20 protein-coding genes, 5 tRNA genes and 1 pseudogene are annotated in these 23296 nt (G+C 51.5%); 21 read left to right on the forward strand and 5 right to left on the reverse strand.

From position 1 onward, the window contains the following. Nucleotides 1–121: 121 nt before the first annotated feature. Entirely contained in the window at nucleotides 122–1429 is a 1308-nt protein-coding gene (locus PREDE_RS00945) for an ATP-binding protein (RefSeq protein WP_015298345.1), read from the forward strand. Between the two features lie 19 nt (nucleotides 1430–1448). Here PREDE_RS00945 and PREDE_RS00950 read toward each other — a convergent pair. Both PREDE_RS00950 and PREDE_RS00955 read right to left on the reverse strand, forming a co-directional pair. After that, nucleotides 1449–2587: pseudogene (locus tag PREDE_RS00950) on the reverse strand (PDDEXK nuclease domain-containing protein). A 21-nt stretch (nucleotides 2588–2608) separates the two neighbouring features. After that, entirely contained in the window at nucleotides 2609–4684 is a 2076-nt protein-coding gene (locus tag PREDE_RS00955; RefSeq protein WP_005844229.1) for an HD family phosphohydrolase, read from the reverse strand. A gap of 98 nt (nucleotides 4685–4782) precedes the next feature. On the opposite strand from PREDE_RS00955, the gene gltX reads away from it, so the two are divergent. Together gltX and PREDE_RS00965 are read left to right on the forward strand one after the other, a co-directional pair. Further along, nucleotides 4783–6309, forward strand: coding sequence for a glutamate--tRNA ligase (gltX, locus tag PREDE_RS00960; RefSeq protein ID WP_005844228.1), 1527 nt, complete (start codon nucleotides 4783–4785; stop codon nucleotides 6307–6309). 1 nt (nucleotide 6310) lies between these two features. Then, nucleotides 6311–7540 carry a 3-deoxy-D-manno-octulosonic acid transferase gene (locus PREDE_RS00965; protein ID WP_005844226.1) on the forward strand — a complete coding sequence of 410 codons (1230 nt, stop codon included), beginning with the start codon at nucleotides 6311–6313 and terminating at the stop codon, nucleotides 7538–7540. A gap of 100 nt (nucleotides 7541–7640) precedes the next feature. Here the strand turns inward: PREDE_RS00965 and PREDE_RS00970 are convergent, their stop codons facing one another. Both PREDE_RS00970 and PREDE_RS00975 read right to left on the reverse strand, forming a co-directional pair. Further along, complete coding sequence (locus PREDE_RS00970) at nucleotides 7641–8807, reverse strand: MalY/PatB family protein (RefSeq protein WP_005844225.1); 1167 nt, start codon at nucleotides 8805–8807, stop codon at nucleotides 7641–7643. 4 nt (nucleotides 8808–8811) lie between these two features. Further along, nucleotides 8812–9654 (reverse strand): DUF3737 family protein, encoded by an 843-nt coding sequence (locus tag PREDE_RS00975; RefSeq protein WP_044126768.1) that lies wholly within the window; start codon nucleotides 9652–9654, stop codon nucleotides 8812–8814. A gap of 250 nt (nucleotides 9655–9904) precedes the next feature. Between PREDE_RS00975 and PREDE_RS00980 the strand changes: the two genes are divergently transcribed. The 4 genes from PREDE_RS00980 to PREDE_RS00995 are packed head-to-tail and all read left to right on the forward strand — an operon-like array spanning nucleotide 9905 to nucleotide 14556. After that, nucleotides 9905–10531: a hypothetical protein gene (locus PREDE_RS00980; protein ID WP_005844222.1), complete on the forward strand. Its 627-nt coding sequence runs from the start codon at nucleotides 9905–9907 to the stop codon at nucleotides 10529–10531. A 23-nt stretch (nucleotides 10532–10554) separates the two neighbouring features. Next, on the forward strand, nucleotides 10555–11136 hold the full coding sequence (locus PREDE_RS00985) for an RNA polymerase sigma-70 factor (protein ID WP_005844220.1): 582 nt from the start codon (nucleotides 10555–10557) through the stop codon (nucleotides 11134–11136). After that, entirely contained in the window at nucleotides 11133–12080 is a 948-nt protein-coding gene (locus tag PREDE_RS00990; RefSeq protein WP_005844219.1) for a FecR family protein, read from the forward strand. The genes PREDE_RS00985 and PREDE_RS00990 overlap by 4 nt, the downstream gene beginning before the upstream one ends. Before the next feature lie 55 nt (nucleotides 12081–12135). Continuing rightward, nucleotides 12136–14556 carry a TonB-dependent receptor gene (locus tag PREDE_RS00995; protein ID WP_235777471.1) on the forward strand — a complete coding sequence of 807 codons (2421 nt, stop codon included), beginning with the start codon at nucleotides 12136–12138 and terminating at the stop codon, nucleotides 14554–14556. A gap of 127 nt (nucleotides 14557–14683) precedes the next feature. On the opposite strand, the gene PREDE_RS01000 is transcribed toward PREDE_RS00995, so the two are convergent. Further along, nucleotides 14684–15676, reverse strand: a complete 993-nt coding sequence (locus PREDE_RS01000; protein ID WP_005844216.1) for a malate dehydrogenase — start codon at nucleotides 15674–15676, stop codon at nucleotides 14684–14686. A 202-nt stretch (nucleotides 15677–15878) separates the two neighbouring features. Between PREDE_RS01000 and PREDE_RS01005 the strand changes: the two genes are divergently transcribed. The 14 genes from PREDE_RS01005 (at nucleotide 15879) to rplA (ending at nucleotide 23287) form a co-directional block, all read left to right on the forward strand. Beyond that, nucleotides 15879–17681, forward strand: coding sequence for an aminopeptidase P family protein (locus tag PREDE_RS01005; protein WP_015298347.1), 1803 nt, complete (start codon nucleotides 15879–15881; stop codon nucleotides 17679–17681). Nucleotides 17682–17901: 220 nt separating this feature from the next. Continuing rightward, nucleotides 17902–18093 (forward strand): 30S ribosomal protein S21, encoded by a 192-nt coding sequence (gene rpsU, locus PREDE_RS01010; protein WP_005844212.1) that lies wholly within the window; start codon nucleotides 17902–17904, stop codon nucleotides 18091–18093. An 88-nt stretch (nucleotides 18094–18181) separates the two neighbouring features. Then, a complete protein-coding gene (locus PREDE_RS01015) occupies nucleotides 18182–19063 on the forward strand; it encodes a tyrosine recombinase XerC (protein WP_044126884.1) in 882 nt (293 codons plus the stop codon). Between the two features lie 29 nt (nucleotides 19064–19092). Next, on the forward strand, nucleotides 19093–19395 hold the full coding sequence (gene hpf, locus PREDE_RS01020) for a ribosome hibernation-promoting factor, HPF/YfiA family (protein WP_005844208.1): 303 nt from the start codon (nucleotides 19093–19095) through the stop codon (nucleotides 19393–19395). A gap of 99 nt (nucleotides 19396–19494) precedes the next feature. Beyond that, nucleotides 19495–19568 (forward strand) — tRNA-Thr (locus PREDE_RS01025). 31 nt (nucleotides 19569–19599) lie between these two features. Continuing rightward, a tRNA-Tyr gene (locus tag PREDE_RS01030) sits at nucleotides 19600–19682 on the forward strand. A gap of 25 nt (nucleotides 19683–19707) precedes the next feature. Next, nucleotides 19708–19780 (forward strand) — tRNA-Gly (locus PREDE_RS01035). A gap of 11 nt (nucleotides 19781–19791) precedes the next feature. Further along, nucleotides 19792–19863: transfer RNA gene (locus PREDE_RS01040), tRNA-Thr, on the forward strand. 91 nt (nucleotides 19864–19954) lie between these two features. Further along, nucleotides 19955–21160 (forward strand): elongation factor Tu, encoded by a 1206-nt coding sequence (gene tuf / locus PREDE_RS01045; RefSeq protein ID WP_005844206.1) that lies wholly within the window; start codon nucleotides 19955–19957, stop codon nucleotides 21158–21160. Between the two features lie 72 nt (nucleotides 21161–21232). After that, nucleotides 21233–21308, forward strand: a tRNA-Trp gene (locus PREDE_RS01050). Between the two features lie 12 nt (nucleotides 21309–21320). Next, entirely contained in the window at nucleotides 21321–21512 is a 192-nt protein-coding gene (gene secE, locus PREDE_RS01055) for a preprotein translocase subunit SecE (protein ID WP_005844204.1), read from the forward strand. A 12-nt stretch (nucleotides 21513–21524) separates the two neighbouring features. Continuing rightward, nucleotides 21525–22073: a transcription termination/antitermination protein NusG gene (nusG, locus tag PREDE_RS01060; RefSeq protein WP_005844202.1), complete on the forward strand. Its 549-nt coding sequence runs from the start codon at nucleotides 21525–21527 to the stop codon at nucleotides 22071–22073. Between the two features lie 56 nt (nucleotides 22074–22129). Continuing rightward, a complete protein-coding gene (gene rplK / locus PREDE_RS01065; RefSeq protein ID WP_005844201.1) occupies nucleotides 22130–22567 on the forward strand; it encodes a 50S ribosomal protein L11 in 438 nt (145 codons plus the stop codon). A gap of 27 nt (nucleotides 22568–22594) precedes the next feature. After that, on the forward strand, nucleotides 22595–23287 hold the full coding sequence (gene rplA / locus PREDE_RS01070; RefSeq protein ID WP_005844200.1) for a 50S ribosomal protein L1: 693 nt from the start codon (nucleotides 22595–22597) through the stop codon (nucleotides 23285–23287). Nucleotides 23288–23296 lie beyond the last annotated feature (9 nt).

The following is a 23296-nucleotide window of genomic DNA, read 5'->3' on the forward strand; positions in this document are numbered from 1 at the left end:
TTACGTTCTTTGCTATCCTCGGAAAAATGTAGAAAAATAGCATTTATATCCTCTAAAAAGTGTGATTTTTCCTTGTTTTTATCCTCGAAAAAATGTAATTTTGCCTCAAAATCAGCTGAACATGAAGCGGAAAGCATTGGAACAACTACGGGCATGGAAAGCGAGTGCGGGGCGGAAACCGCTCATTCTCCTTGGTGCACGCCAGGTAGGAAAGACGTGGCTCATGAGGGAGTTTGGCAGGGAGTGCTACGAATCGGTTGCCTATATCAACTGCGATGCAGAGCCTTTGGCCAAGGGTTTGTTCACCGACGATTATAGCATTGAGCGCATTCTGTTTGCCGTACAGGCTATATCGGGAGTCAAACCGGAGCCGGGCAAAACGCTGGTGGTCTTCGATGAGATACAGGAGGTGCCACGTGGACTGCACAGCTTGAAGTATTTTCAGGAGAATGCGCCCGAATATCATGTAATGGCCGCAGGTTCCCTGCTGGGCATTACGCTTCACCAGGGCGACTCGTTTCCTGTCGGCAAGGTGGATATGATGTCCGTCCATCCCATGGACTTTGAGGAGTTTTTGGAGGCAAACGGCGAAGAAGCATTGTTGCAGATTCTTCGTCAAGGCGACTGGAAAATGATGGATATGTTTGCCTCCAAGTTCATAGAGCAGCTTCGCTACTATTATTTTGTGGGTGGAATGCCCGAGGTTGTCTCACGCTTCGTCGAGCATCATGATTTGGCAGAGGTGCGACGACTTCAGCAAAACATTCTGGAAGCCTATCGCAACGATATATCCAAGCATAGTTCCAAAACGGAGAATGTCCGTATCGGGCAAGTGCTGGCCAGCCTTCCCTCGCAGTTGGCCAAGGAAAACAAGAAGTTTGTCTATGGAGTTGTCAGGCAGGGAGCACGCGCGAAAGACTATGAACTGGCCATACAATGGCTCATTGATGCAGGGATCATTCACAAAGTAAGCCGCGTGAAAGAGATTCTGTCGCCTGTGAAGTTCTATGAAGATCCGAGTGCTTTCAAGGTTTTTCTGCTCGATTGCGGCCTGTTTGGCTGTATGGCGGATGTTCCTGCCAGAGAAATGCTGATAGGAAGCAACGTCTTTAGAGAGTTCAAAGGCTCTTTTTCCGAGCAGTTTGTCTTGCAGCAGATGGTCTCAATGGGGTTGACCGCTTATTATTGGAGCAATGATACAAGCCCTGCGGAAATAGATTTTGTTGTCCAAACCGCGGAAAGAGTTATCCCGATTGAGGTTAAGGCAGAAGAGAACGTCCGTGCACGCTCCATGAAAACTTATATCGACAATCATCCCGATGCCCGTTTGAAGGGCCTCCGTCTCTCGATGAAAGGATACGTTGACCAGGGTTGGATGGAGAACGTACCCCTGTATGGCATGCTCAAGTACGCCTTTGTGAAAGGCTGATAATAGTATGGTGGTATATCTATAATGTATTAACGCAATCTTCATTTTTTGTTCTTTCAATCAATTTTGCCTCAATTTCTTCGATGGTAGGCATTGTTCCCTCTAATGTCTCAGGATAGAATTTCTCAAGGTCGTACTCGGATATGGCTATCGGTTGGCTGCTTGATTCCAAGGCGAATTGTGCTTGTATTTTGTCTTTTTCCTTGCAGATGAGAAACCTATGGTTGGATTGTCGCGCCCCTCCCTGCGTAGAATGTGATTGCATGCAACGACATATCCTCCCAACTGTCCGATGTCAGGGAAAGAGAACTTGCCGATTTTGACCTCTATAACTACATAGCAAGACAGTTTAAGATTGTAGAAAAGTAAGTCAACGAAATTCTCTGTGTTGCCTATTTCCAACTGATATTCCTTGCCCACATAGGCGAATCCTGTACCCAACTCTGTGAGAAACCGAGTGATATTGTTCAGCAAAGCATCTTTGAGTATTCGCTCGTTGTAAGGCTTGGCAACTCCTGTAAATGCAAAGTTGTAAGGGTCTTTGGTGAGTTCCTGCGCCAAATTGCTGTCGGTAGAGGGCAGTGTATTCTTGAAATTGGTCAATGCTTTGCCCTGTCGCTCGTAGAGATTGGACGATATGGCGTTGAGTAACAGAGAACGACTCCAACCCTTTTCTACTGTTTGCAATACATAGAAAACGGCCTTTTCAGGATTGTCAGAACACTTGTCTATCAGTATTTTGTGATGCCCCCAAGGCACGCAGAAAATGCCTTCTTGAAGTTTTGCCCCAGCTTGGGGCATATTGCCCTTGGTTGTTTTTGCCCCAGCTTGGGGCAAACTTGTCATTATCGGATGATAGAGCAGGAAGAACTGCTTGCAATAGTAGATATTGCGCTGTGTCAGTCCGCTCATATCAGGCATGGAATCTTTCAAGTCGACGGCCAAGCGACTTATTACTTTCTCACCCCAGCGTTTCTCTATGCGTAAGGCCACAATGTCTCTGCCCAGTTCCCAATAGAAACGAAGCATCTCTTCGTTAACTTTGATAGCAGCCTTGATTTGGCTCTGACGGTAACGCTTGCACAGTCTCCTTATCCATAGTTGATATTCTTTATCTACAATGTTGATAGATTTATTCATATATTTTTGTTGTTTCATTGTGATTTGCCCGCCGGCAGCTTACGCCTTGCGGCTGGCCGGATATTGGATGCGGGTGTGGTAGATGGCTTTAAGACGGTCGATGAGCACCTGCTTGGCCACGGCAATGTCGTAGAACGTGATCTTGCATTCCTTGAAGTTGCCGTCGGCCACTTGCTGGTCGATGAGCTTGTTCACGAGGGAGCTGATGTTCTCCTCGGTGTACTCCTTGAGCGAGTGCGACGCGGCCTCGCACGTGTCGGCCATCATGAGAATGGCCTGTTCACGCGTGTAGGGGTTGGGGCCGGGATAGGTGAACAGCTCCTTGTCGACAATTTCGTCGGGGTGCTCGTTCTGATACTTGATGTAGAAATACTTGGCCAGTCCGTGCCCGTGATGGGTGAGAATGAAGTCGCGGATGATGACCGGCAGGTTGGCCTCCTCGGCCAGTTTCACGCCGTTGGCCACATGACTGATGATGATACGCGCACTCTCCTTGTCGGTGAGGTTGTCGTGCGGGTTGACGCCGCCCTGCTGGTTCTCGGTGAAAAAGGCCGGGTTGACCATCTTGCCGATGTCGTGGTACAGGGCGCCCGTGCGCACAAGGGTGCTGTTGGCCCCAATCTTGTTGGCAATTTCTGAGGCCAGGTTGCCCACGGTGATGGAGTGCTGAAAGGTGCCGGGGGCCACCTCGCTGAGGTTGCGCAGCAGCCCCTTGTTGGTGTTGGATAGTTCGATGAGCGTGATGGCCGACACGAAACCAAAGGCTTTTTCGATGAGAAACATCAGCGGATAGGCCAGCAACAGCAGTACGCCGTTGATGAGGAAGTGGTAGTACATGCTGGTGTCGAGTGTAAATTCTTCGACGCTCTGCATGAGTTTCAGCGTGAAATAGGTGAGACTCATGGCCAGAAACACCATGAGGGCGGTGCGAAACACCTGCGCGCGCGACGACATTTCGCGCAGCGAGTAGATGGCTACGAGCCCTGCCACCGTCTGCATGACGATGAACTCGAACTGGAAGCGCACGGCGGCCGCACTGATGAGCACGGTGGTCATGTGGGTGATGAACGAGGTGCGCGAGTCGAGGAACACGCGCACGAACACAGGGACAAAGGCAAAGGGCAGGATGTAGACGCTGAAGTTGAAGTAGCTGTGCTGCATCATGAGCGATACCAGAATGGGGAACACGGTGATGAGCGTGTAGACCATGGTGATGCTGCGCGGCTTGTCGAAGTAGTCTTTGCGGAAAAGAGCCAGATAAATGGTGAAGAGCAGTACGAAGAGCAACACGTAGATGGTGTTGCCGATGAAGTTGTTGGTGAGCTGCGCCTGGGAGGCGCTGCGCCGCTGCATCTCCTTTTCAAAGGAGTTGAGCACGCGGTAATTGTAGTCGGTTACCATCTCGCCCATGCCGATAATCTTCTGTCCGCTCATCACCATGCCGCTTGCAGGCGATATGCCGCTGAGCAAATCGTTCTTGGCTGTCTCGGAGATGGGCTTGTCGTAAATCAGGTTGGGCTCGATGTAATTGTTCAGATTGATTCGCTGCAGGGCCGTGCGCTCGGAGGCCAAGTCGGGATCAGAGAGCAGTTGCTCATAAGCCGACATGGTGGAGTAGATGCAGTTGATTTGGATGCTCTCGGCATTTTTGCCGAAGATGACACGTACCAGGCTCGTCGTGTCGTTGCGGATGATGCTGTTGTAATTGGGCGTCTCCATGATGCCGGCCTGGTAGAGGCGGTGCAGTCGGTCTATGATGATGGCGGCAAGGCCGGCCGGCACGTTGGGGATGCCGTCTGCGAAGTCATGGCGGAACTTGTTGATTTCGTTCGTCTCCACCTGATTGTCGTAGTTGTAGTAAGGCTGGAACTGACGCAGCAACGAGTCTTTCTCCTTGGCCAGAGCCTCCTCGGTCTTGTAGATGGGGAAGTCGTATTTGGCAATGATGGTGTTGTAGTGCCAAGGTTCGCCCACTTCGTAGGTGAACTGACGGCCCTCGCTGCGGGGCAGGAACCACACAATGAGCAGCGTGGTGACCAGTACGAGGGTGCCGCGCGTGAAGAGATTGCGCCAATAGTGCTCCCTGCTGTGGCTGAACTGTTCGATAAATCTCATTTCCGTCTTATCTTCTGGTTTACCTTGCGAAAATACTAAAAAAATACGGCAAAGCCGAAAAAATGTATTAATTTTGCACAAAATAAGTTTTTATAAGCATGTCAGAAAGAAAAGTCAGGGTGCGTTTTGCACCCAGCCCGACTGGTGCTTTGCACATTGGCGGCGTGCGTACTGCGCTTTACAATTATCTTTTTGCCCGTCAGCATGGCGGTGAACTGGTGTTCCGCATTGAAGACACCGACTCTCATCGCTTTGTGCCCGGGGCCGAAGAATATATTCTGGAGTCATTCCGCTGGCTGGGCATCCAGTTCGACGAGGGTGTCAGCTTCGGCGGCAGCCACGGTCCTTACCGCCAGAGCGAGCGCCGGGACATCTATAAGGAGTATGTGAAGCAGCTACTGGATGCCGGCAAGGCCTACTACGCTTTCGACACACCCGAGGAGCTGGAGCGGAAGCGCACCGAGGTGCAGAACTTCCAATACGATGCCTCGACCCGCCAGCAGATGCGCAACTCGCTCACCATGGAGCGCAGCGAATGGGAGGCTCTGATTGCCGACGGTGCGCAGTTCACCGTGCGCTTCAAGGTGGAGCCCGGGCAGGAAATCCACGTGAACGACATGATTCGCGGCGACGTGCGTGTGAAGAGCGACATTCTGGACGACAAAGTGCTCTACAAAAGTGCCGACGAACTGCCCACCTACCACCTGGCCAACATCGTGGACGACCATCTGATGGAGATTACCCACGTGATTCGTGGTGAGGAATGGCTGCCCAGCGCACCGCTCCACGTACTGCTCTACCAGGCTTTCGGCTGGGACGACACGATGCCGCGGTTTGCCCATCTGCCCTTGCTGCTGAAGCCGGAGGGCAAGGGCAAGCTCTCCAAACGCGACGGCGACCGGCTGGGTTTCCCGGTGTTTCCGCTGGAATGGCACGACCCCAAGACAGGCGAGGTGAGCTCGGGCTATCGCGAGAGCGGCTATTTTCCCGAGGCTGTGGTCAACTTCCTGGCTCTGCTGGGCTGGAATCCCGGCACCGAGCAGGAGTTGTTCAGCCTGGACGAACTGGTCGAGACTTTCGACATCACCAAGTGCTCCAAGAGCGGTGCCAAGTTTGATTATCAGAAAGGGATATGGTTCAACCATGAATATATGCTGCGCAAGTCGGACGACGAGATAGCTCGTGAGTTTGCCGCCATCGTGGCCAACAATGGTGTGGACGAGACGTTCGAGCGCGTAAAGCTCGTGGTGCATCTGATGAAAGACCGTGTGAGCTTTGTCAAGGAACTGTGGCCCCTGTGTTCGTTCTTCTTCATAGCCCCCACCGACTACGACGAGAAGACAGTGAAGAAACGCTGGAAAGCTTTCTCTGGACAGCAGATGGCCGAACTGGCCGACGTGCTACAGGGCATCGATGACTTCTCCATTGAAGGGCAGGAGCCCGTGGTGATGAAATGGGTCGAGGACAAAGGCTATAAGCTCGGCGACGTGATGAATGCTTTCCGGCTGGCCCTTGTGGGTGTCGGCAAAGGGCCCGGCATGTTCGACATTTCTGCTTTCCTCGGAAAGGAGGAGACCATCTGTCGGTTGAAGCGTGCTATCGAGGCTTTGCCCAAAGGCGAGTAATATGTATCAGGTTTTCATCTGTCTCTATACGTTTGGCGTATGGGTGGCCAGCCTGTTCAGCCGAAAAGTGCGAAAGATGTGGAGGGGCGAACACGAGGCTTTCCGTATCTTGCAGCAGCGTGTTGACCCGCAGGCGCGGTATGTATGGTTCCATGCTGCCTCGCTCGGCGAGTTCGAGCAGGGCCGTCCGCTCATCGAGCAAATTCGTCGAGAGCATCCGGAGTACAAGGTGTTGCTCACTTTCTTCTCGCCATCGGGCTACGAAGTGCGCAAGAATTACGAGGCGGCCGACATCTGTTGCTACCTGCCGCTCGACACCATAGCCAATGCCCGCCGCTTCCTGCGGCTGGTGCGCCCGGAGATGGCTTTCTTTATCAAGTACGAGTTTTGGTACAACTATCTGCACATCCTGCGTCATCGTGGCGTGCCCGTCTATAGCGTGTCGAGCATATTCCGGCCCGACCAGATATTCTTTCGCTGGTATGGCCGCCGTTATGGCCGGGTGCTTCACTGCTTTACCCATTTCTTCGTGCAGAATGAGGAGAGCCGCGTGCTGCTCCACAAGATAGGCATTGACGAGGTTACGGTGGCCGGGGACACGCGCTTCGACCGTGTCCTGCAAATCAAGGAGGCCAGCAAGCGGCTACCGATGGTCGAGGCTTTCGTAGGCAAGGACGCCCCCATGGTGTTTGTGGCGGGGTCGTCGTGGCCGCCCGACGAGGAGATATTCATAGATTACTTCAATGCTCACCGAGACTGGAAGCTCATCATTGCTCCCCATGTGATAGGCGAAGACCACCTTCGGCAGATTCTGGCGCGGTTCAACGGCAAGGCCGTGCGCTACTCGGAAGCCACGGAAGCCGACGTGCGTGAGGCCGACTGCCTGATTATCGACTGCTTCGGCCTGTTATCGAGCATCTATCATTATGGCAGCGTGTCGTATGTGGGTGGCGGTTTCGGCGTGGGTATTCACAATGTGTTGGAGGCCGCCGTATGGGGTATTCCCGTGATTTTCGGGCCCAACAACAAACATTTCCAGGAGGCCCAGGACCTGATTCGGACGGGTGGAGGCTTTGAGATACAGGGTGGGGACGACTTTGTTAGGTTGATGAATCGGTTTGACGCCGATTCCGGTAGTCTGCAGCGTAGCGGCGAGGCGGCCGGTGAGTTTGTCAAGAGCAGGGCCGGTGCTACGTCTGGAGTGCTCTCGCACATTGCTCCATTGTGCTGAGGCATGCAGTCGGTTGTGGGTGCAGAGCCCGCCCCTACACACGAGCCCCCTTGGAACTTTCAGTCCAAGGGGGCTCGTGTGTAGGAACGGATGTCCGGGATTATTTTGTAGCGAAGACTTCTGCCATGTGCTTCAATCCTTGGTGGAGCAGTTCGCGGGGGCAGGCCAGGTTGATGCGCAGATAGCCCTCGCCGGCCTTTTGCCCGTAGAGCGTGCCGCTGCTCACAAGCACCTTGCCCTCGTGGAGCAGTCGTTTGGCAGCCTCGTCGCTTGTCAGTCCGAGAGCCGAAATGTCCACCCAAGCCAGATAGGTGCCTTCGAGGCGAACCGGCCGTAGTTGCGGCAGACGGTTGGCCAGGAAGTGTTTGAGCGTCTCGTAGTTGACATGGATATAGGCGTTGAGAGCGTCGAGCCAGTCTTCGCTCTCGTTGTAGGCCGCCTTGAGAGCCACGGGGCCGAATGGGTTCACGTCGCACACCTCGTAAATGTTGATGACACGGTCGATGCGCCGGCGTGTCTCGCTGTCGCTGCAGACGATGTTGGCTATCTGCAGCCCGGCCGTATTGAAACTCTTGGAGGGTGAGTTGAGGGTGATACAGATGTCGCGGTTCCGGCTATTCACGGCGGCAAAGGGCGTGAACGTGTGCCCCGGCATGATGAGTTCGCAGTGAATCTCATCGCTGATGACGTGCACGTGGTGGCGTGCGCATATTGTCCCCATGCGCTCCAATTCTTCGCGCGTCCATACGCGTCCGGCGGGATTGTGCGGGTTGCAGAGCAGAAACACGGTGGTTTTCTCATCGGAACATTTGCTCTCGAAGTCGTCCCAGTCGATGGAATAGGAGTCGCCTTCGCGGTGCAACTCGTTTTCTGCCAGTTCGCATCCTTGGTTGCGAATGCAGGAGAAAAAGCAATTGTAGACCGGAGTCTGTACCAGCACGCGCTCGCCCAGGAGGGTAAGCGCCTTGATGCAGCAACTGATGGCGGGCACCACGCCGCTGGTATAAAGTATCCAGTCACGCCGGATGTCCCACTGGTGTCGGCGATGGAACCACGAGATGATGGCCTCGTAGTAGCTCTCGTCTATCTGGGTGTAACCGAAAACGCCATGGGCCACACGCTCGGCCAGAGCCCGGCGAATGGGTGGAGCAGCCTGGAAGTCCATGTCCGCCACCCAGAGCGGCAGGGCATCCTCGGGTATGGAATCCCATTTGTAGGAGCCTGTGTGACGGCGGTTGATGATCTGATCGAAAGGTTGTGTGGCCATGGTATCAGCGGGTTTGGATGTGACAGTCGTGCCCTTTGGCATACTCGTCGTAGGTGACAGAACCGATCTCGTCGGCCACAATGGTGCCCGAGACAGGGTTCTTGATGTTGGTGATGGCCCCGCGGATGTCGGCTTGGATGTTTGTGCTGTCCTCAAAAGCACGGTCACACTCGACATCGAAAGTACAGTCTTCGAGCACGACATGATCCATATAGCAGAGCGGTTGCTCGCCACCGATGTGACAGCGCACGAGTTTCACATTCTTGCTGTGCCAAGCCAAATACTCGCCATTGAGCTCAGAGTCGTAGACTGCCACATTGTTGCACTCCCAGAACGAGTCCTTGGTCGTAATCTTGGCATGGTGAACCTCTACGTTCTTGCAGTACTGGAATACATATTTGGCATCGCTCACCAGTCCGTCCACATAGATGTTCTTGGAGAACATGAAAGGATAGGTGCCTTCGTGAAGTTCCACATCCTTGAGCTTCAGTCCGTCTACACGCCAGAAAGTTTCGTCAGCATCATTGATTTTGACCCGCTCCAGCGAGAGGTTCTTCATCTCACGGAAGAACTTCGGGCCGTCGATGACGGAGTCTTTCATCACCATATCATTGCTGTACCAGATGGCCGAACGGCTACCCTCGGCAAAGTAACAGTTGGTGATGAGGCTGCGGTCTACGTGCCACCAGGGATATTTGCCGTAGAAACGGGAGTTGTCGCACTCCAAGTCTTCGCAGCATTTGATGCCTGACTCACCGTCTGTAATCTCTATATTCTCCAGACGCACCTGCTTGGCGCCAAACAGAGGTCGCTCGCCTCCATACTTCTTGTCTTTGATAATTTCCATTGCTTGTTGATGCTTTGCCCCTGCCATACAGAAGGCTCTTTGATGATTTGTATTGATAATCTCCATTTCATCAAACCACAGCGCAAAGATGATGCCAAAACGTTGTGAGCTGAATAAAAAGTTGGAAAAACTTTCAGATAGGCATGTTGCCTCGTAGGGGTTTTTGCCAATTGGAGGTTATTAGGATAGAAATGCCCCTAAGAATGGGTGTGTCTAAAGAATAATCAACAAGAAATAAAACGTAAATCACATGAAAATCAAAGTTTTTGCACTATCTTTGTGCTTGGTAGCAGGGCTGGGTCAGGTTCGCGCACAGTCGATCGGCAAGTACACGACAGACAACCGTCACGAGTTCCGCATCGGTTACAGCGACGGACTTACCCTTGGTACTGCCAGTTTCTGGGGAATCGGACTGGGCGATGCCCTTACGGGAACCACGCGTACCGACGAGGTGTCGAGCGGTGTTATCGGTTTAGGTTACCGTTATCAGCTCAGTCGGTTCCGCTTGGGTCTTGACCTTGGTTTTGCATCGGTGTCCAGCAAGTACGACTATTCGGGCAGCAAGAAGAAGGACATCAAGGAGACGCAGCTCAACTTCATGGTGATGCCTGTGGCCGAGATGGTGTACTTTAAAAAAGGTATCGTAGAACTCTATGGCTCGGCAGCCGTCGGCGTGGACTTTACCAGTACCAAGGAGAAAGGGCTTACTGAAGCAGGAAAGGCCCATGCCAATACAAAGGCCAAGACCTCGGCGGACTTTGCTTTCCAGGTGAACCCGATTGCCGTGCGCGTGGGCAACGATCGCATTGGTGGCTTTGTCGAGGCCGGACTGGGCTACAAAGGCTTCCTGACGGCCGGTGTCAGTCTGAAGTTTTAAGCCGTAGAACACAAAACAAGCTCATGGAGACTCCACGGAAAGAACGTTTCAAGCAACTGTTTCAGCGATATTACCCGGTGCTGTGTAGCACGGCACACGGGTATCTCGCCGATGCAGCCGACTGCGAAGATGTGGTGCAGGAACTTTTCGTCAGTGTGTGGAACCGCGGAAAAGACAATCTGCCTGACGACGAACTGGCGGCCTATCTTATCAAAGCCGTACGCAACAACTGTATTACGCTGCTGCGCCACCGCCAGCGTATGGAAACGGTATCGATGGAAGAACGGGCAGTCTGTATGGCCGAGCAAGCCGTTGAACAGTCGCCTATGGAGACGAAAACTACCGATTATGCGTTGCTGCTTGATGAGGTGCTGGCAGCCCTGCCGCCCAAATGTCGTGATGTCTTCATGATGAGTAAACTGCAAAAGATGAAGTACCGGGAGATAGCCATGACTCTTAACGTGTCGGAAAAGACCGTTGAGAACCACATGGGCAAGGCTTTCAAAATCATCCGGGCCTATGCAGCCACCCATGCCGTGGCTATGCTTCTTGCCACCTTATTTTATAGCAATCTTCCCTTACTCTTTATCTCTACTGCCCTATGAATACTTTACAGAACATAGATGCCATTCTGGGCCGCCATTTCTCGGGCGAAGCCCTTACGAATGATGAGCGTGCCGAACTCGAAGCCTACAAGGCTGACAACGGGGACGAGTTTCACAAAATAGACACCCTGCTCTCGGCCCTGCCCGACGATGCCCCTACACTTCAGGTAGACACCGACCGGGCCTGGCAGCAGGTGGAGTCGCGACTGGGCGAGGCAGAACATCGTGCCGGGTTGCATAGGCTCTATCCGTTGCTGGCAGTGGCAGCCTCGTTGCTGCTGTTTGTGGGCATGGGTTTCTGGGCCTACCGCAGCATTGCGGCAGACAAGGGGCTGTGCTATGTCAATGAAAACTCGCGCGACACCACGGTGACCCTGCCCGACGGGTCGTTGATGAGGCTGGCCCCGTCGTCTTCGGCCGAATACGCCGAGACATCCGAATCCTACGGCCGACAAGTGAAATTGCGGGGCAGAGCCTTCTTCGATGTGGTTCACAGTGGGCGGACCTTCCGTGTGAAAGCCGGTGAGCTGAGAGTGGAAGTGCTGGGTACATCGTTTACGGTGGATGCCACCGATGCCGACCGGGCACATGTGAGTGTGACAACAGGCCGTGTACAGGTGACAACCCACAGGCAGACATTGGTGCTCACACGGGGTGAGCAGGTGCAGATGGAGCAGGGTCGCATGAGGCACAAGCAACAGGCCGAATCTCGGAAAGATACCCCCCATGTGTTCGACTTTGACAATACGCCTATCCGCGATGCTGTCGAGGAGGTGGCGCGTGCACTCGATGTGCAAATCACGGTAGAGCCAAGTGTGTCGGCTGTCAATCGGGTGACGACCCATATGCAGGTGACGACACCCATGCAGGCCTTGCGCGAGTTTGCCCTGCTTTGCGGATGTCGTTGCGACTCAGTGTCGCCGCTCAGATACCGTCTGCATTGATACGGATAGATGATTTTTCGTAATGACAGAGTTTAGACCGCACACAGACAGACCTTTGAGGAAGTATATTCTCTTCCTCTTTCTGTTGCTTGTCCCGCTATCTGTCTCGGCCCAGCACAGCATAGCCGAGGAGACCCTCCATGTGGAGGCCTCCTTGGCTACGTTGCGTTCTTGGCTGGCCCGTGTGGAGCGGGAGGGGAAGATGGTGCTGGCCTACAACTCCGGATTGCTTGACATGGATCGACGTATGAGCTGTACGGTAACGGGAATGGTCACCGTGGGTCGTTTGCTGTCCATGGTGCTGGCCGATTATGATTACAAGCTGCTGCCCATGCCCGGCCGCAAGCTGCTCATCCAAGTGCTCGGCCCTCGCCTCTACGATCTGACTGGTACCGTGCGTGAACAAGGCACGCAGGAGCACCTAATGGGAGCCACGGTGACGGTGACTGATGCAGGGGGGCGTCGAACCTATGCTGTTACTGATCACGATGGAACTTTCAACGTGGGGGTGGCACGCGGCACAGTACGTGTGGCGGTGAGCTATGTGGGCTATGCGCCTGAGGAACGTGTGTTGACAGTGGACGGAAACCGTATGCTTTCCTTGACATTGAAGCCAGTTCCTTTCGAGGTGAAGGCGGTGCATGTGAAACGACGTAAGAGCATGGAGGAAATGGACGAGGTGGCACCGTCGAACATGGTTTCGTTCAGCAATGCCGACCTTTTCTCCCAGATACGCATTCTGCCCGGCGTGTCGGCCTCTTCGGCCAATATGGACTTCAGTGTGGCTGGTGGGTCCACTGACGAGAACCTCTTCTTGCTTGACGGATTTCCGGTCTACAATCCTGGTCATATTAATTCCATGCTGACGCTCTTCAATGGCGACGCAGTGAAAAGTGTGTCGTTTTACAACGGCTTCATTCCTACCCAGTATGAAGGCCGTCTCTCCTCGGTGACCGATGTGCACCTGCGGGATGGCAACAAGCAGACCTTTTCCAATACACTCTCGCTCGACATGCCGTCGGCCTCGGCCGTGCTTGAGGGGCCGATCCTGAAGAACCGGCTGTCCTATCTTGTGGCAGGGCGGCACAGTTGGCTCGATTTTTTTGATGAGGCTGTATCTTCCGAAGACCGTATGAACCACAGTTTCCACGATGAAAATGTGAAGCTTTCGTGCGACCTCGACTCTGTGACCACGCTCAGCCTTTCGGCTTACAACTCGGTGGACGACTATCGGGCCCCTGGTGAGCGTCAGCGCAACTCCATGCTCCACTGGAACAATCAGCTCTATGCACTGCGCTTCAACACGCTACTGATGCGCAAGGTGAGTACTACGGCTTCGGTGGCCTATTCGCGCCATACCACTCGGGCCAACACCAACGACTACTTCGATGAAGACGAAAACCCCACCTCGGGGGGCAATATTCGCAACCGTATCCAAAGTATTTATGTGAATACGGAGTTTACCTATATGCCTGGAACATTCTATACCATGCGCTGGGGACTCAAAGGCGACCTTCAGCGCTATGAGCTCACGTCTTTTGGACGGGTTGATACCAGCCGCTGGCAACCCACGATGCAACTTGCCCTTTTCTATGACAACCGTGTACGTGTTGCCCCATGGCTCTATGCACAGGTGGGGCTCAATTACGTGCGTTACATGCCACGTCACAACCGAAGCTACAACAGTGTGCAGCCACGTTTCTCACTGAAAGCGTCGCTGGGCGATACCGATTTGGTTTACGGCTGCGTATCGCGTATGGAACAGTTTTTCCATCACATCCGTGTGAGCGAGATTGTCACACCATTTGATTTTGTGATGCCCAGTATCGGAACTTTCGGTCCCACTACGGGCACTCATGTGGAACTGGGCTGGAAACACTACACGGCCAGGGGCATCCTGGAGCTCTCGGCCTATTACAAGCGGCGTGCCCATGTGTTGGCCTTGCGCCCCAATGCCTATATTGAGGACAGCAACTGGGCTAACTACGTCATGGCTGGCACGGGCGAGAGCTATGGGACGAGTTTCTATTATTACGACCATTGGCGGCGGCTGGGCTGGCAGCTCTCCTATATGCTCTCGCAAAGCCGCGAGTGGTTCGACGAATTGCGTGAACGGGGACGCATGCCGGCAGCCTACGATGTTCCACATGTGCTCAACGGAGCCGTGTCTTACAATGTAGGACGGGGATCGCTTGTTACAGTAGGCGGCAACTTGCATTCTGGACGCATTTTGGGCGAAAGTTGGGATGAGGACGGCTTCCAGTTGTCCGGTTTCCGTTCTCTGCGTGACCCTCTGCGGTATCGTCTTGATGCCAGCTATTCCTGGCGTAAGGAGTTCCGCCGGTCCAAACTGCTGCTGCGCGCAGGACTCTACAATATCGTGGGCAATCCCTCGGAAGAAGATATGTTCTTCTATTTCTCAGTTAAAATCAGAAACCATTGCGTCCCCTTTGGTACAGTGACATTCCGTTTCTGATGTGGGTTGATGGTCTGCAGAATACGATTTTTTGATAAGAATAGAAAAGAAACGAGCGGCCGCATGTTCCTATGGGGAAACATGCGGCCGCTGAATGTTAGAGTTGTGGAACCTTGTGGAACCGGACTTAGAGATTGGCGTTATCTTTCTTCCAATCGGCAACGGCGGGAACAATGTCGAGGCTGACAATCTCGTCGCGCATCTTGCAGAGATGTTCGTAAGAAGCCTTGAGCTCTACCATTTCCTCGGCTGTGCCTGTCGGCTCTGTATAGTGTACGCCTGTGGCATCAATGGTAGTAGGCATGGCCATCATCACATTGTGGAAGCCGAGCTTGTCGTCGTTCACATAGCAGCCTGCCGGCAGAGTGAACTTTTCACCACCCATGGCTGCTTCGATCATCTTCACAGCATTGTAAGCAGGACTTTGGAAAGAACTACGGCCGCGGAGCTTGATGATGTTCGAGCCGCCCTGAACGGTGTTGTGCTTGATCTCCGCCCAACGCTCCTCCGACAGATTCATCTCCGACAGGGGCTTGCCGTCGATCTTTACCTGAGAAGCGAATACGGCCATCTGCTCGCCATGGCCACCAAAGGTATGGGCACCGGTCACTTTGTCTTGCTGTACGCCGAATTCGTGTGCCAGAGCCTGCTGCAGACGGGTAGAGTCGAGGGCAGCAAGAGAGGTGAGCTGGTTGGGCTTCAGTCCGGAGTGAATCAGTGCAGTGAGGGCCGTCACGTCGGCAGGGTTGAAGATCACTACCACGTGCTTCACATCGGGGCAGTATTTCTTGATGTTCTCACCGAAGTCGGCAGCAATCTTACAATTGCCTTTCAACAGATCTTCGCGAGTCATACCCTCCTTACGGGGAGCACCACCGGAAGAAATGATGTATTTGGCACCTGTGAAAGCTTCGGCGGCATCAACGGTGTAGGACAAGTTGGCACCCGGAAAGGCACACTGCTCCATTTCGTCGAACACGCCATGAACCCCCGGTTCATAGATGTCGTACAGACAAACATTGGGAGTCAGACCGAGTGTGAGGACAGTCTGAACCATGTTGGAACCAATCATACCGCCGGCACCGACGATGACGAGCTTCTCGTTTGTTAAGAACTTCATAACTACTTAGTATATTTAAATGTTTTAAAGATGTTTTGCTATTGTCTGGACAATGTGCTGTGGACGTGTTGTTATACACATCTGCTACGTATGCAAAGTTACAATAAAATCGAGCAAAAGCGAGATTTATTTCCTGTTTAATTTGTTGTTTATTCTTAAAATCGCTACCTTTGTCATGTCTGTCTTACAAAATAAAAGTCTAATGAATATAGAGCAAAGATTATCTGATTTGAGGGAGGTGATGCAGCGTGAAGGAATAGATGCCTTTGTGTTTCCGAGTACCGACCCGCACAACAGTGAGTACGTTCCAGACCGGTGGAAAGGACGCGAGTGGATCAGTGGGTTCAATGGGTCGGCTGGTACGGCAGTTGTGACCATGTGTTCTGCAGCTTTGTGGACTGACAGCCGTTATTTTCTTGCTGCTGCCGAACAGCTCCAGGGAACAGAGTTCCAATTGATGAAACAGAAAGTACCGGGTACTCCCACCATTACTGATTGGCTCGGCCAGCAGTTGAAAGAGTATAATGGGGCTGTGGTAGGCATGGACGGTATGGTGAATTCGGCAGAGCGCGTAGAGAGTTTGGCCGAAGAATTGCGTCAACAGGGTGGCATCACGGTGCGCACCAACTTTGATCCGTTGTCCTTTATCTGGAAAGACCGTCCTCAGATTCCGAAAGGCAAGATAGAGATACAACCCATGGAATATGCTGGGGAATCGGCCCGATCGAAACTTGCACGCATTCGCCAGGCTTTGCGCAAACGGCATATTGACGGTATGCTGGTGTCGGCATTGGATGATATTGCCTGGACTCTGAACGTGCGCGGTGACGATGTGCATTGTAACCCCGTGGTGGTGAGCTATTTGCTCATCAGCCCAGAAGGAACCGTCTTGTACTGTCCATTGAGCAAACTGACACCCAAAGTGGAGGCTTATTTGGCAGCAGAGGGTGTGCAGACGGCTGCTTATGAGGAGGTGGTTCAGGGATTGAAAGATTACTTTGCATATAATATTCTGCTCGATCCAGAAGAAACTAACTATACGCTTTCTCAGGTGAGCGGGCGGGCGAAAGTGGTGCGTGGGACATCACCCATCCCGGAGATGAAAGCTGTGAAGAACGAGGTGGAAATTCAGGGATTTCGTCGGGCTATGCTGCGTGATGGAGTGGCGATGGTGAAATTCCTGAAATGGCTCAAGCCGGCTGTGGAGGCTGGAGGGCAGACAGAACGGTCGATAGATCGGAAGCTCACATCTCTGCGCGCAGAACAGCCTCTTTTCCGCGGTGTCAGCTTCGATACCATTGCAGGGTATGGCCCTCATGGCGCTATCGTGCATTATGAGGCAACTCCCGAAACGGATATGCCTTTGGCCCCTCGTGGACTACTGCTGCTCGACAGTGGCGCGCAATACCAAGATGGAACGACGGATATTACCCGCACCATAGCATTGGGGCCACTCACGGCAGAGGAGCGCCATGTCTATACGTTGGTGCTGAAAGGGCACATTCAATTGCAACTCTGCAAGTTTCCAGCCGGGGCTTGTGGCACACAGTTGGACGCGCTGGCACGTGCGGCCATGTGGCACGAGGGGCTGAATTATCTGCATGGTACGGGTCATGGTGTAGGCTCCTACCTGAATGTGCATGAAGGTCCTCACCAGATTCGTATGGAATACAAACCAACGCCTTTGCAGCCCGGCATGACCGTGACCGATGAACCGGGGCTCTATTTGGCTGGACGATTTGGCGTGCGCACGGAGAACACGCTGCTTGTTACGTTCTTTAAAGAGACGGAATTCGGCTCGTTCCTGCAGTTTGAACCGCTTACACTTTGCCCTATTGATATTGTACCAATCAATTTGGACGAACTGTTGCCAGAGGAGATCGATTGGATCAATTGGTACCATGACCGGGTGTATGCAGAACTAGCCCCACACCTTGATGTTGAGGAACAGGCATGGCTGAAAGGGGCAACACGGAAAATCTGCAGAAGTGAATCTGGGATGTAGTCATACAGAGTAGGGTCGTTCACTTATATATAATAAGGTGTAGGTCTTTGTTGGAAGCAAATATTGTGGCTTGTGTCCGGCTGCTGCTTGTTACGCGATGTATGATAAAAGCCGCTAAATATTTGGTTGTTAGAAAAATAAGCCGTAATTTTGCAGTTGCGAATAGTGGCGTTATACCCTTTCGCCAAGTTACATCATAAAATTTTAAAACCAAGACAAAATGATTATTGTACCCGTTAAGGATGGTGAGAACATCGAAAGAGCACTCAAGAAGTTCAAAAGAAAGTTTGAAAAGACTGGTGTCGTGAAAGAACTCCGTGCACGTCAGCAGTTCGACAAGCCTTCTGTCTTGAAGCGCTTGAAGATGGAACACGCTATCTACGTACAGAAACTGCGTCGCGAGGAAGAGTAATTTTTCCCCGGAAAATTTGGTAGTTTAAATTAATTTCTGTATTTTCGTTGCCAGAAACATCGTGTAAACGAGATGGATGCAACGCCAGATGATGATTGAAGGATTCTTGGACTATCTGCGGTATGAGCTTCGTCGTTCTCCGTTGACAGTGAAAAACTACGCGGATGATCTGCGGGCTTTTGAGAGATTCTTCAAGAATTTGAACGGACAGATCTCTTGGGAGTCTGTGGATGGCGATGTCATTCGGGATTGGATGGAGAGCATGATGGATCGGGGAAACCGGGCCGCAAGTGTCAATCGGCGCCTGTCGGCTTTGCGTTCTCTGTATCATTTTGCGCTGGCTCGCCATTTGATAGACAAAGACCCTGCCCATGGTATTGAGGCTCCCAAAAGGGAGAAGCCTTTGCCACTATTCTTGAAAGAGAACGACATGGACAGATTGCTGGACGAGACTGCTTGGGGAACGGATTATGTAGATGTGCGCGATCGTACTATTATTATGACGTTTTACGAGACAGGTGTTCGGTTGTCAGAGCTGATAGGTTTGACCGATGGAGACATTGACTGGACTGGTCGTCAGTTAAAGGTAACTGGCAAGGGGAACAAGCAGCGCATCATACCTTTTGGAGAAGAATTGAGTGAGGCTTTGTCTCATTTTATCCAGGTGCGAGATAGCGAAGTGGAGTCATTGGACGATGCGCTCTTCTTGACGAGTCGAGGCCGGAGAATGTCGCAGTCCCAGGTGCGTTCTGAAGTCAAACGACGGCTTGCGGGGGCTTGTACATTAAAAAAATTGTCGCCCCATGTGTTGCGTCATACTTTTGCCACGGCAATGCTCAATCACGGTGCAACTATAGAAAGCGTCAAGCGGCTGCTGGGACATGAGAGTGTCTCTACGACGGAGATATATACTCATACCACCTTTGAGCAGTTGAAGCGAGTATATCAAGATGCCCATCCGAGGGCGTGAGTCTAACCTTTAAAACAACGGAGGTAACTATGGAAATTAAGATCCAGTCGATTCACTTCGACACTACTGAGAAATTGCAGGCGTTCATCGAGAAGAAGACCGCCAAGTTGGAAAAATCATTTGAAGACATTCGGAAAGTAGAGGTGCAATTAAAAGTTGTCAAGCCTGCCACTGCATTAAATAAAGAAACCAGCATGTCAGTTACCGTACCAGGCGGGAACCCGCTCTTTGTAGCGAAGACATGTGATACGTTTGAGGAAGGGGTCGACCAGTGTGTCGACGCGATGCGTGTGCAACTTGAGAAATTCAAGGAAAAATTGAGAAGCCATTGAAATTTTCCTCGAAAAGTTTTGGGGATAAAAAAATAAGTAGTATCTTTGCAGCCGTTTTACAACGAGTCCTAAGACAAGTCGCAAGTGGCTGCAGGATACGCCTCTTTAGCTCAGTTGGCCAGAGCACGTGATTTGTAATCTCGGGGTCGTTGGTTCGAATCCGACAAGAGGCTCCTCTGTATGGGAGACATTGTTGAGAAAAAAGGGTGGTTACCAGAGTGGCCAAATGGGGCAGACTGTAAATCTGCTGGCTCTTGCCTTCGGTGGTTCGAATCCATCACCACCCACTTCTTTCTATGGAAGATGGAAATTGCGGAAATAGCTCAGTTGATAGAGCACTAGCCTTCCAAGCTGGGGGTCGCGGGTTTGAGCCCCGTTTTCCGCTCAAAATGTTTTGCTGTAATAGCTCAGTGGTAGAGCACTTCCTTGGTAAGGAAGAGGTCCTGAGTTCAACTCTCAGTTACAGCTCTTTGCTTCTTGTCCTATAATAAAATAGCACGGAAGAAAAACTGGTATCATTCATTGATTATTTAATTTATTATAATAAAAAAGTAAAGCTATGGCTAAAGAGACGTACGTGCGCACCAAACCGCATGTTAACATTGGTACAATTGGTCATGTGGACCATGGTAAGACTACTCTGACTGCTGCCATCTCTCTGACGCTGCACGAGCGTCTGGGCACTGGTGAGGATGTGAAGTCTTTCGATCAGATTGACAACGCTCCGGAGGAAAAAGAGCGTGGTATTACCATTAATACGGCCCATATTGAGTATGAGACGGCAAAGCGTCACTATGCGCACGTGGACTGTCCGGGTCACGCCGACTATGTGAAGAACATGGTAACTGGTGCTGCCCAGATGGACGGTGCTATTCTTGTGGTAGCTGCTACTGATGGTCCTATGCCTCAGACTCGTGAGCACGTGTTGCTCGCCCGTCAGGTAAACGTTCCCCGTCTGGTTGTCTTCTTGAACAAGTGTGATGACCCTGAAGTTGATGAGGAAATGATCGACCTCGTGAAGATGGACGTTACCGACCTGCTTACCTCTTATGGTTACGAGGAAGATACTCCTATCATCGTAGGTTCTGCACTTGGTGCACTGAACGGTGTGCAAAAGTGGCAGGATAGCGTGATGGAGCTGATGGATACTGTTGACAATTGGATCCAGGAGCCGGTGCGTGAGGTTGACAAGCCTTTCTTGATGCCTGTTGAGGATGTGTTCTCTATCACAGGCCGTGGTACGGTTGCTACAGGTCGTATTGAGACAGGTAAGTGTCACATTGGCGATGAGGTTCAGCTACTTGGTCTTGGTGAAGACAAGAAATCGGTTATCACAGGTGTTGAGATGTTCCGTAAGACTCTTCCCGAGGGTGAGGCTGGTGACAACGTAGGTCTTCTTCTCCGCGGTATCGACAAGGAGGAGGTAAAGCGTGGTATGGTTGTCGTGCATCCGGGTGCAATCACTCCTCACGATCACTTCAAGGCTTCTATCTACGTTCTGAAGAAAGAAGAAGGCGGTCGTCACACTCCGTTCGGCAACAAGTATCGTCCTCAGTTCTATCTTCGCACCATGGACTGCACAGGTGAAATTACTCTTCCTGCTGGCGTAGACATGGTAATGCCTGGTGACAACGTTGAGATTGAAGTTACTCTGATTTATCGTGTCGCCTTGAATGAGGGTCTTCGTTTTGCAATTCGTGAGGGTGGTCGTACGGTAGGCTCTGGCCAGATTACGGCAATCCTCGATGATGTGAAAGAGGCTTAATAAGCTAATATGAGAGCAAAGTAAAGCTCAAAATATAAGGGTCTCCGCAACTGCGGTTACGGAGACTTTCTTACGGGTTTAGCTCAGTTGGTAGAGCACTGGTCTCCAAAACCAGGTGTCGAGAGTTCGAGTCTTTCAACCCGTGCCAAAAAAAGATAATATGCTTAAGAAAATAGTAAATTATTGCAAGAATAGTTACGACGAACTTGCGCATAATACTACTTGGCCGACTCGTGCCGAACTTACTCATAGTGCGATGATTGTATTATCTGCTTCCCTTGTCATCGCATTGGTTGTGTTCGCAATGGATTTCGTGTTCAAGAACCTGATGGGAATCGTTTACCCAGGTTAATTCATCAAGAAAATGGCTGAAACAGGAAAGAACTGGTACGTAATGCGTGCAGTTAGCGGAAAGGAAGCTAAGTTGAAAGAATACATCGAGGCTGAATTGAAGCATAACACGTTGCTTGCTGATCATGTTTTCCAGGTGTTGATACCCATGGAGAAGCATGCTGCTGTCCGTAACGGAAAGAGAGTTGAGAAAGAGAAGATTTCTCTTCCCGGCTATATTTTTGTTCAGGCAGAGCTTGTGGGTGACGTGGCTGCAACGTTGCGTTTTATGCCTAACTGCTTAGGATTTCTTGGTGGCTTGGATAACCCGAACCCAGTGCCTCAGTCGCAGATTAATCGTATGATTGGTGCTGCGGAAGAAAGTGAGATTGATAACGAAGTGTCAATTCCTTACGTTCTTGATGAGACAGTGAAGGTGATGGACGGTCCGTTCTCAGGCTTTGAAGGTGTGATTGAAGAAGTCAATCCGGAGAAGCGTAAACTGAAAGTCATGGTTAAGATCTTCGGACGTAAGACTCCGTTGGAGCTTGGTTTTATGCAAGTCGAAAAAGTTGCAGAGTAGTTGTTACGGGCTTTCTGTACTTTTTATACGTTACATTTATTTATATTTAGAAAGAAATGGCTAAAGAAGTTGCTGGATTAATCAAATTACAGATTAAAGGAGGCGCTGCAAATCCCTCGCCACCCGTAGGCCCTGCATTGGGTTCTAAGGGTATCAACATTATGGGATTCTGCAAAGAGTTCAACGCCCGTACCCAGGATAAGGCCGGCAAGGTATTGCCAGTTGTTATCACTTACTACACAGACAAGTCATTCAGCTTCGTAATCAAGACTCCTCCTGCAGCTATTCAGTTGAAAGAAGCCGCTAAGGTAAAGTCTGGTTCTGGTCAGCCCAACCGTAAGAAAGTTGCCTCTGTGACCTGGGAACAGGTTAAGGCAATAGCCGAGGATAAGATGACAGATTTGAACTGCTTTACTGTAGAGAGTGCCATGAAACTTGTTGCTGGTACTGCTCGTAGTATGGGTATCACGGTTAAAGGGGACTTCCCTGAATAATATTAAACTTCAATTTAAGTAAGTAAAATGAGTAAACTGACAAAAAATCAGAAATCAGTAGCTGAGAAGGTTGAAGCAGGGAAGACATATACGTTGAAAGAGGCTGCAGAGCTGGTGAAGGAAATTACCACTACTAAGTTTGATGCTTCTCTTGATATTGATGTGCGCTTGGGAGTGGATCCGCGCAAGGCTAACCAGATGGTTCGTGGTGTGGTTTCTCTGCCCAATGGAACTGGTAAGACCGTACGTGTGCTCGCGCTCTGTACCCCTGATCAGGAGGCCGCTGCTAAGGAAGCTGGTGCTGATTACGTGGGTCTTGATGAATATATCGACAAGATTAAGGGTGGCTGGCTTGACATTGACGTGATTATTACGATGCCATCTTGCATGGGTAAGGTAGGTCCGTTGGGTCGTTTCCTCGGTCCTCGCGGTTTGATGCCTAACCCCAAGAGCGGTACGGTGACCATGGATGTTGCCAAAGCTGTCAAGGAGGTAAAGCAGGGTAAGATTGATTTCAAGGTAGACAAGGCTGGTATCATCCATTCTTCTATCGGTAAGGTCTCTATGACTACTGAACAGATTTATGGCAATGCCAAGGAGTTTATCAATACAATCATTCGCCTGAAGCCGGCCGCAGCCAAGGGTACATACCTGAAGAGTATCTTTATTTCAAGTACGATGAGTAAGGGTATTAAGATTGATCCTAAATCAGTTGAATAACTCCAAAAG

The organism is Prevotella dentalis DSM 3688 (genome assembly GCF_000242335.1).
In the GTDB taxonomy this organism is placed as follows: Bacteria; Bacteroidota; Bacteroidia; order Bacteroidales; family Bacteroidaceae; genus Prevotella; species Prevotella seregens.

Excerpts from the sequence above, each read along its gene's own strand:
- PREDE_RS00945 (WP_015298345.1), top strand. The coding sequence starts at position 122 with ATGAAGCGGAAAGCATTGGAACAACTACGGGCATGGAAAGCGAGTGCG.
- PREDE_RS00955 (WP_005844229.1), bottom strand. The coding sequence starts at position 4,684 with ATGAGATTTATCGAACAGTTCAGCCACAGCAGGGAGCACTATTGGCGC.
- gltX (WP_005844228.1), top strand. The coding sequence starts at position 4,783 with ATGTCAGAAAGAAAAGTCAGGGTGCGTTTTGCACCCAGCCCGACTGGT.
- PREDE_RS00965 (WP_005844226.1), top strand. The coding sequence starts at position 6,311 with ATGTATCAGGTTTTCATCTGTCTCTATACGTTTGGCGTATGGGTGGCC.
- PREDE_RS00970 (WP_005844225.1), bottom strand. The coding sequence starts at position 8,807 with ATGGCCACACAACCTTTCGATCAGATCATCAACCGCCGTCACACAGGC.
- PREDE_RS00975 (WP_044126768.1), bottom strand. The coding sequence starts at position 9,654 with ATGGAAATTATCAAAGACAAGAAGTATGGAGGCGAGCGACCTCTGTTT.
- PREDE_RS00980 (WP_005844222.1), top strand. The coding sequence starts at position 9,905 with ATGAAAATCAAAGTTTTTGCACTATCTTTGTGCTTGGTAGCAGGGCTG.
- PREDE_RS00985 (WP_005844220.1), top strand. The coding sequence starts at position 10,555 with ATGGAGACTCCACGGAAAGAACGTTTCAAGCAACTGTTTCAGCGATAT.
- PREDE_RS00990 (WP_005844219.1), top strand. The coding sequence starts at position 11,133 with ATGAATACTTTACAGAACATAGATGCCATTCTGGGCCGCCATTTCTCG.
- PREDE_RS01000 (WP_005844216.1), bottom strand. The coding sequence starts at position 15,676 with ATGAAGTTCTTAACAAACGAGAAGCTCGTCATCGTCGGTGCCGGCGGT.
- PREDE_RS01005 (WP_015298347.1), top strand. The coding sequence starts at position 15,879 with ATGAATATAGAGCAAAGATTATCTGATTTGAGGGAGGTGATGCAGCGT.
- rpsU (WP_005844212.1), top strand. The coding sequence starts at position 17,902 with ATGATTATTGTACCCGTTAAGGATGGTGAGAACATCGAAAGAGCACTC.
- PREDE_RS01015 (WP_044126884.1), top strand. The coding sequence starts at position 18,182 with ATGATGATTGAAGGATTCTTGGACTATCTGCGGTATGAGCTTCGTCGT.
- hpf (WP_005844208.1), top strand. The coding sequence starts at position 19,093 with ATGGAAATTAAGATCCAGTCGATTCACTTCGACACTACTGAGAAATTG.
- tuf (WP_005844206.1), top strand. The coding sequence starts at position 19,955 with ATGGCTAAAGAGACGTACGTGCGCACCAAACCGCATGTTAACATTGGT.
- secE (WP_005844204.1), top strand. The coding sequence starts at position 21,321 with ATGCTTAAGAAAATAGTAAATTATTGCAAGAATAGTTACGACGAACTT.
- nusG (WP_005844202.1), top strand. The coding sequence starts at position 21,525 with ATGGCTGAAACAGGAAAGAACTGGTACGTAATGCGTGCAGTTAGCGGA.
- rplK (WP_005844201.1), top strand. The coding sequence starts at position 22,130 with ATGGCTAAAGAAGTTGCTGGATTAATCAAATTACAGATTAAAGGAGGC.
- rplA (WP_005844200.1), top strand. The coding sequence starts at position 22,595 with ATGAGTAAACTGACAAAAAATCAGAAATCAGTAGCTGAGAAGGTTGAA.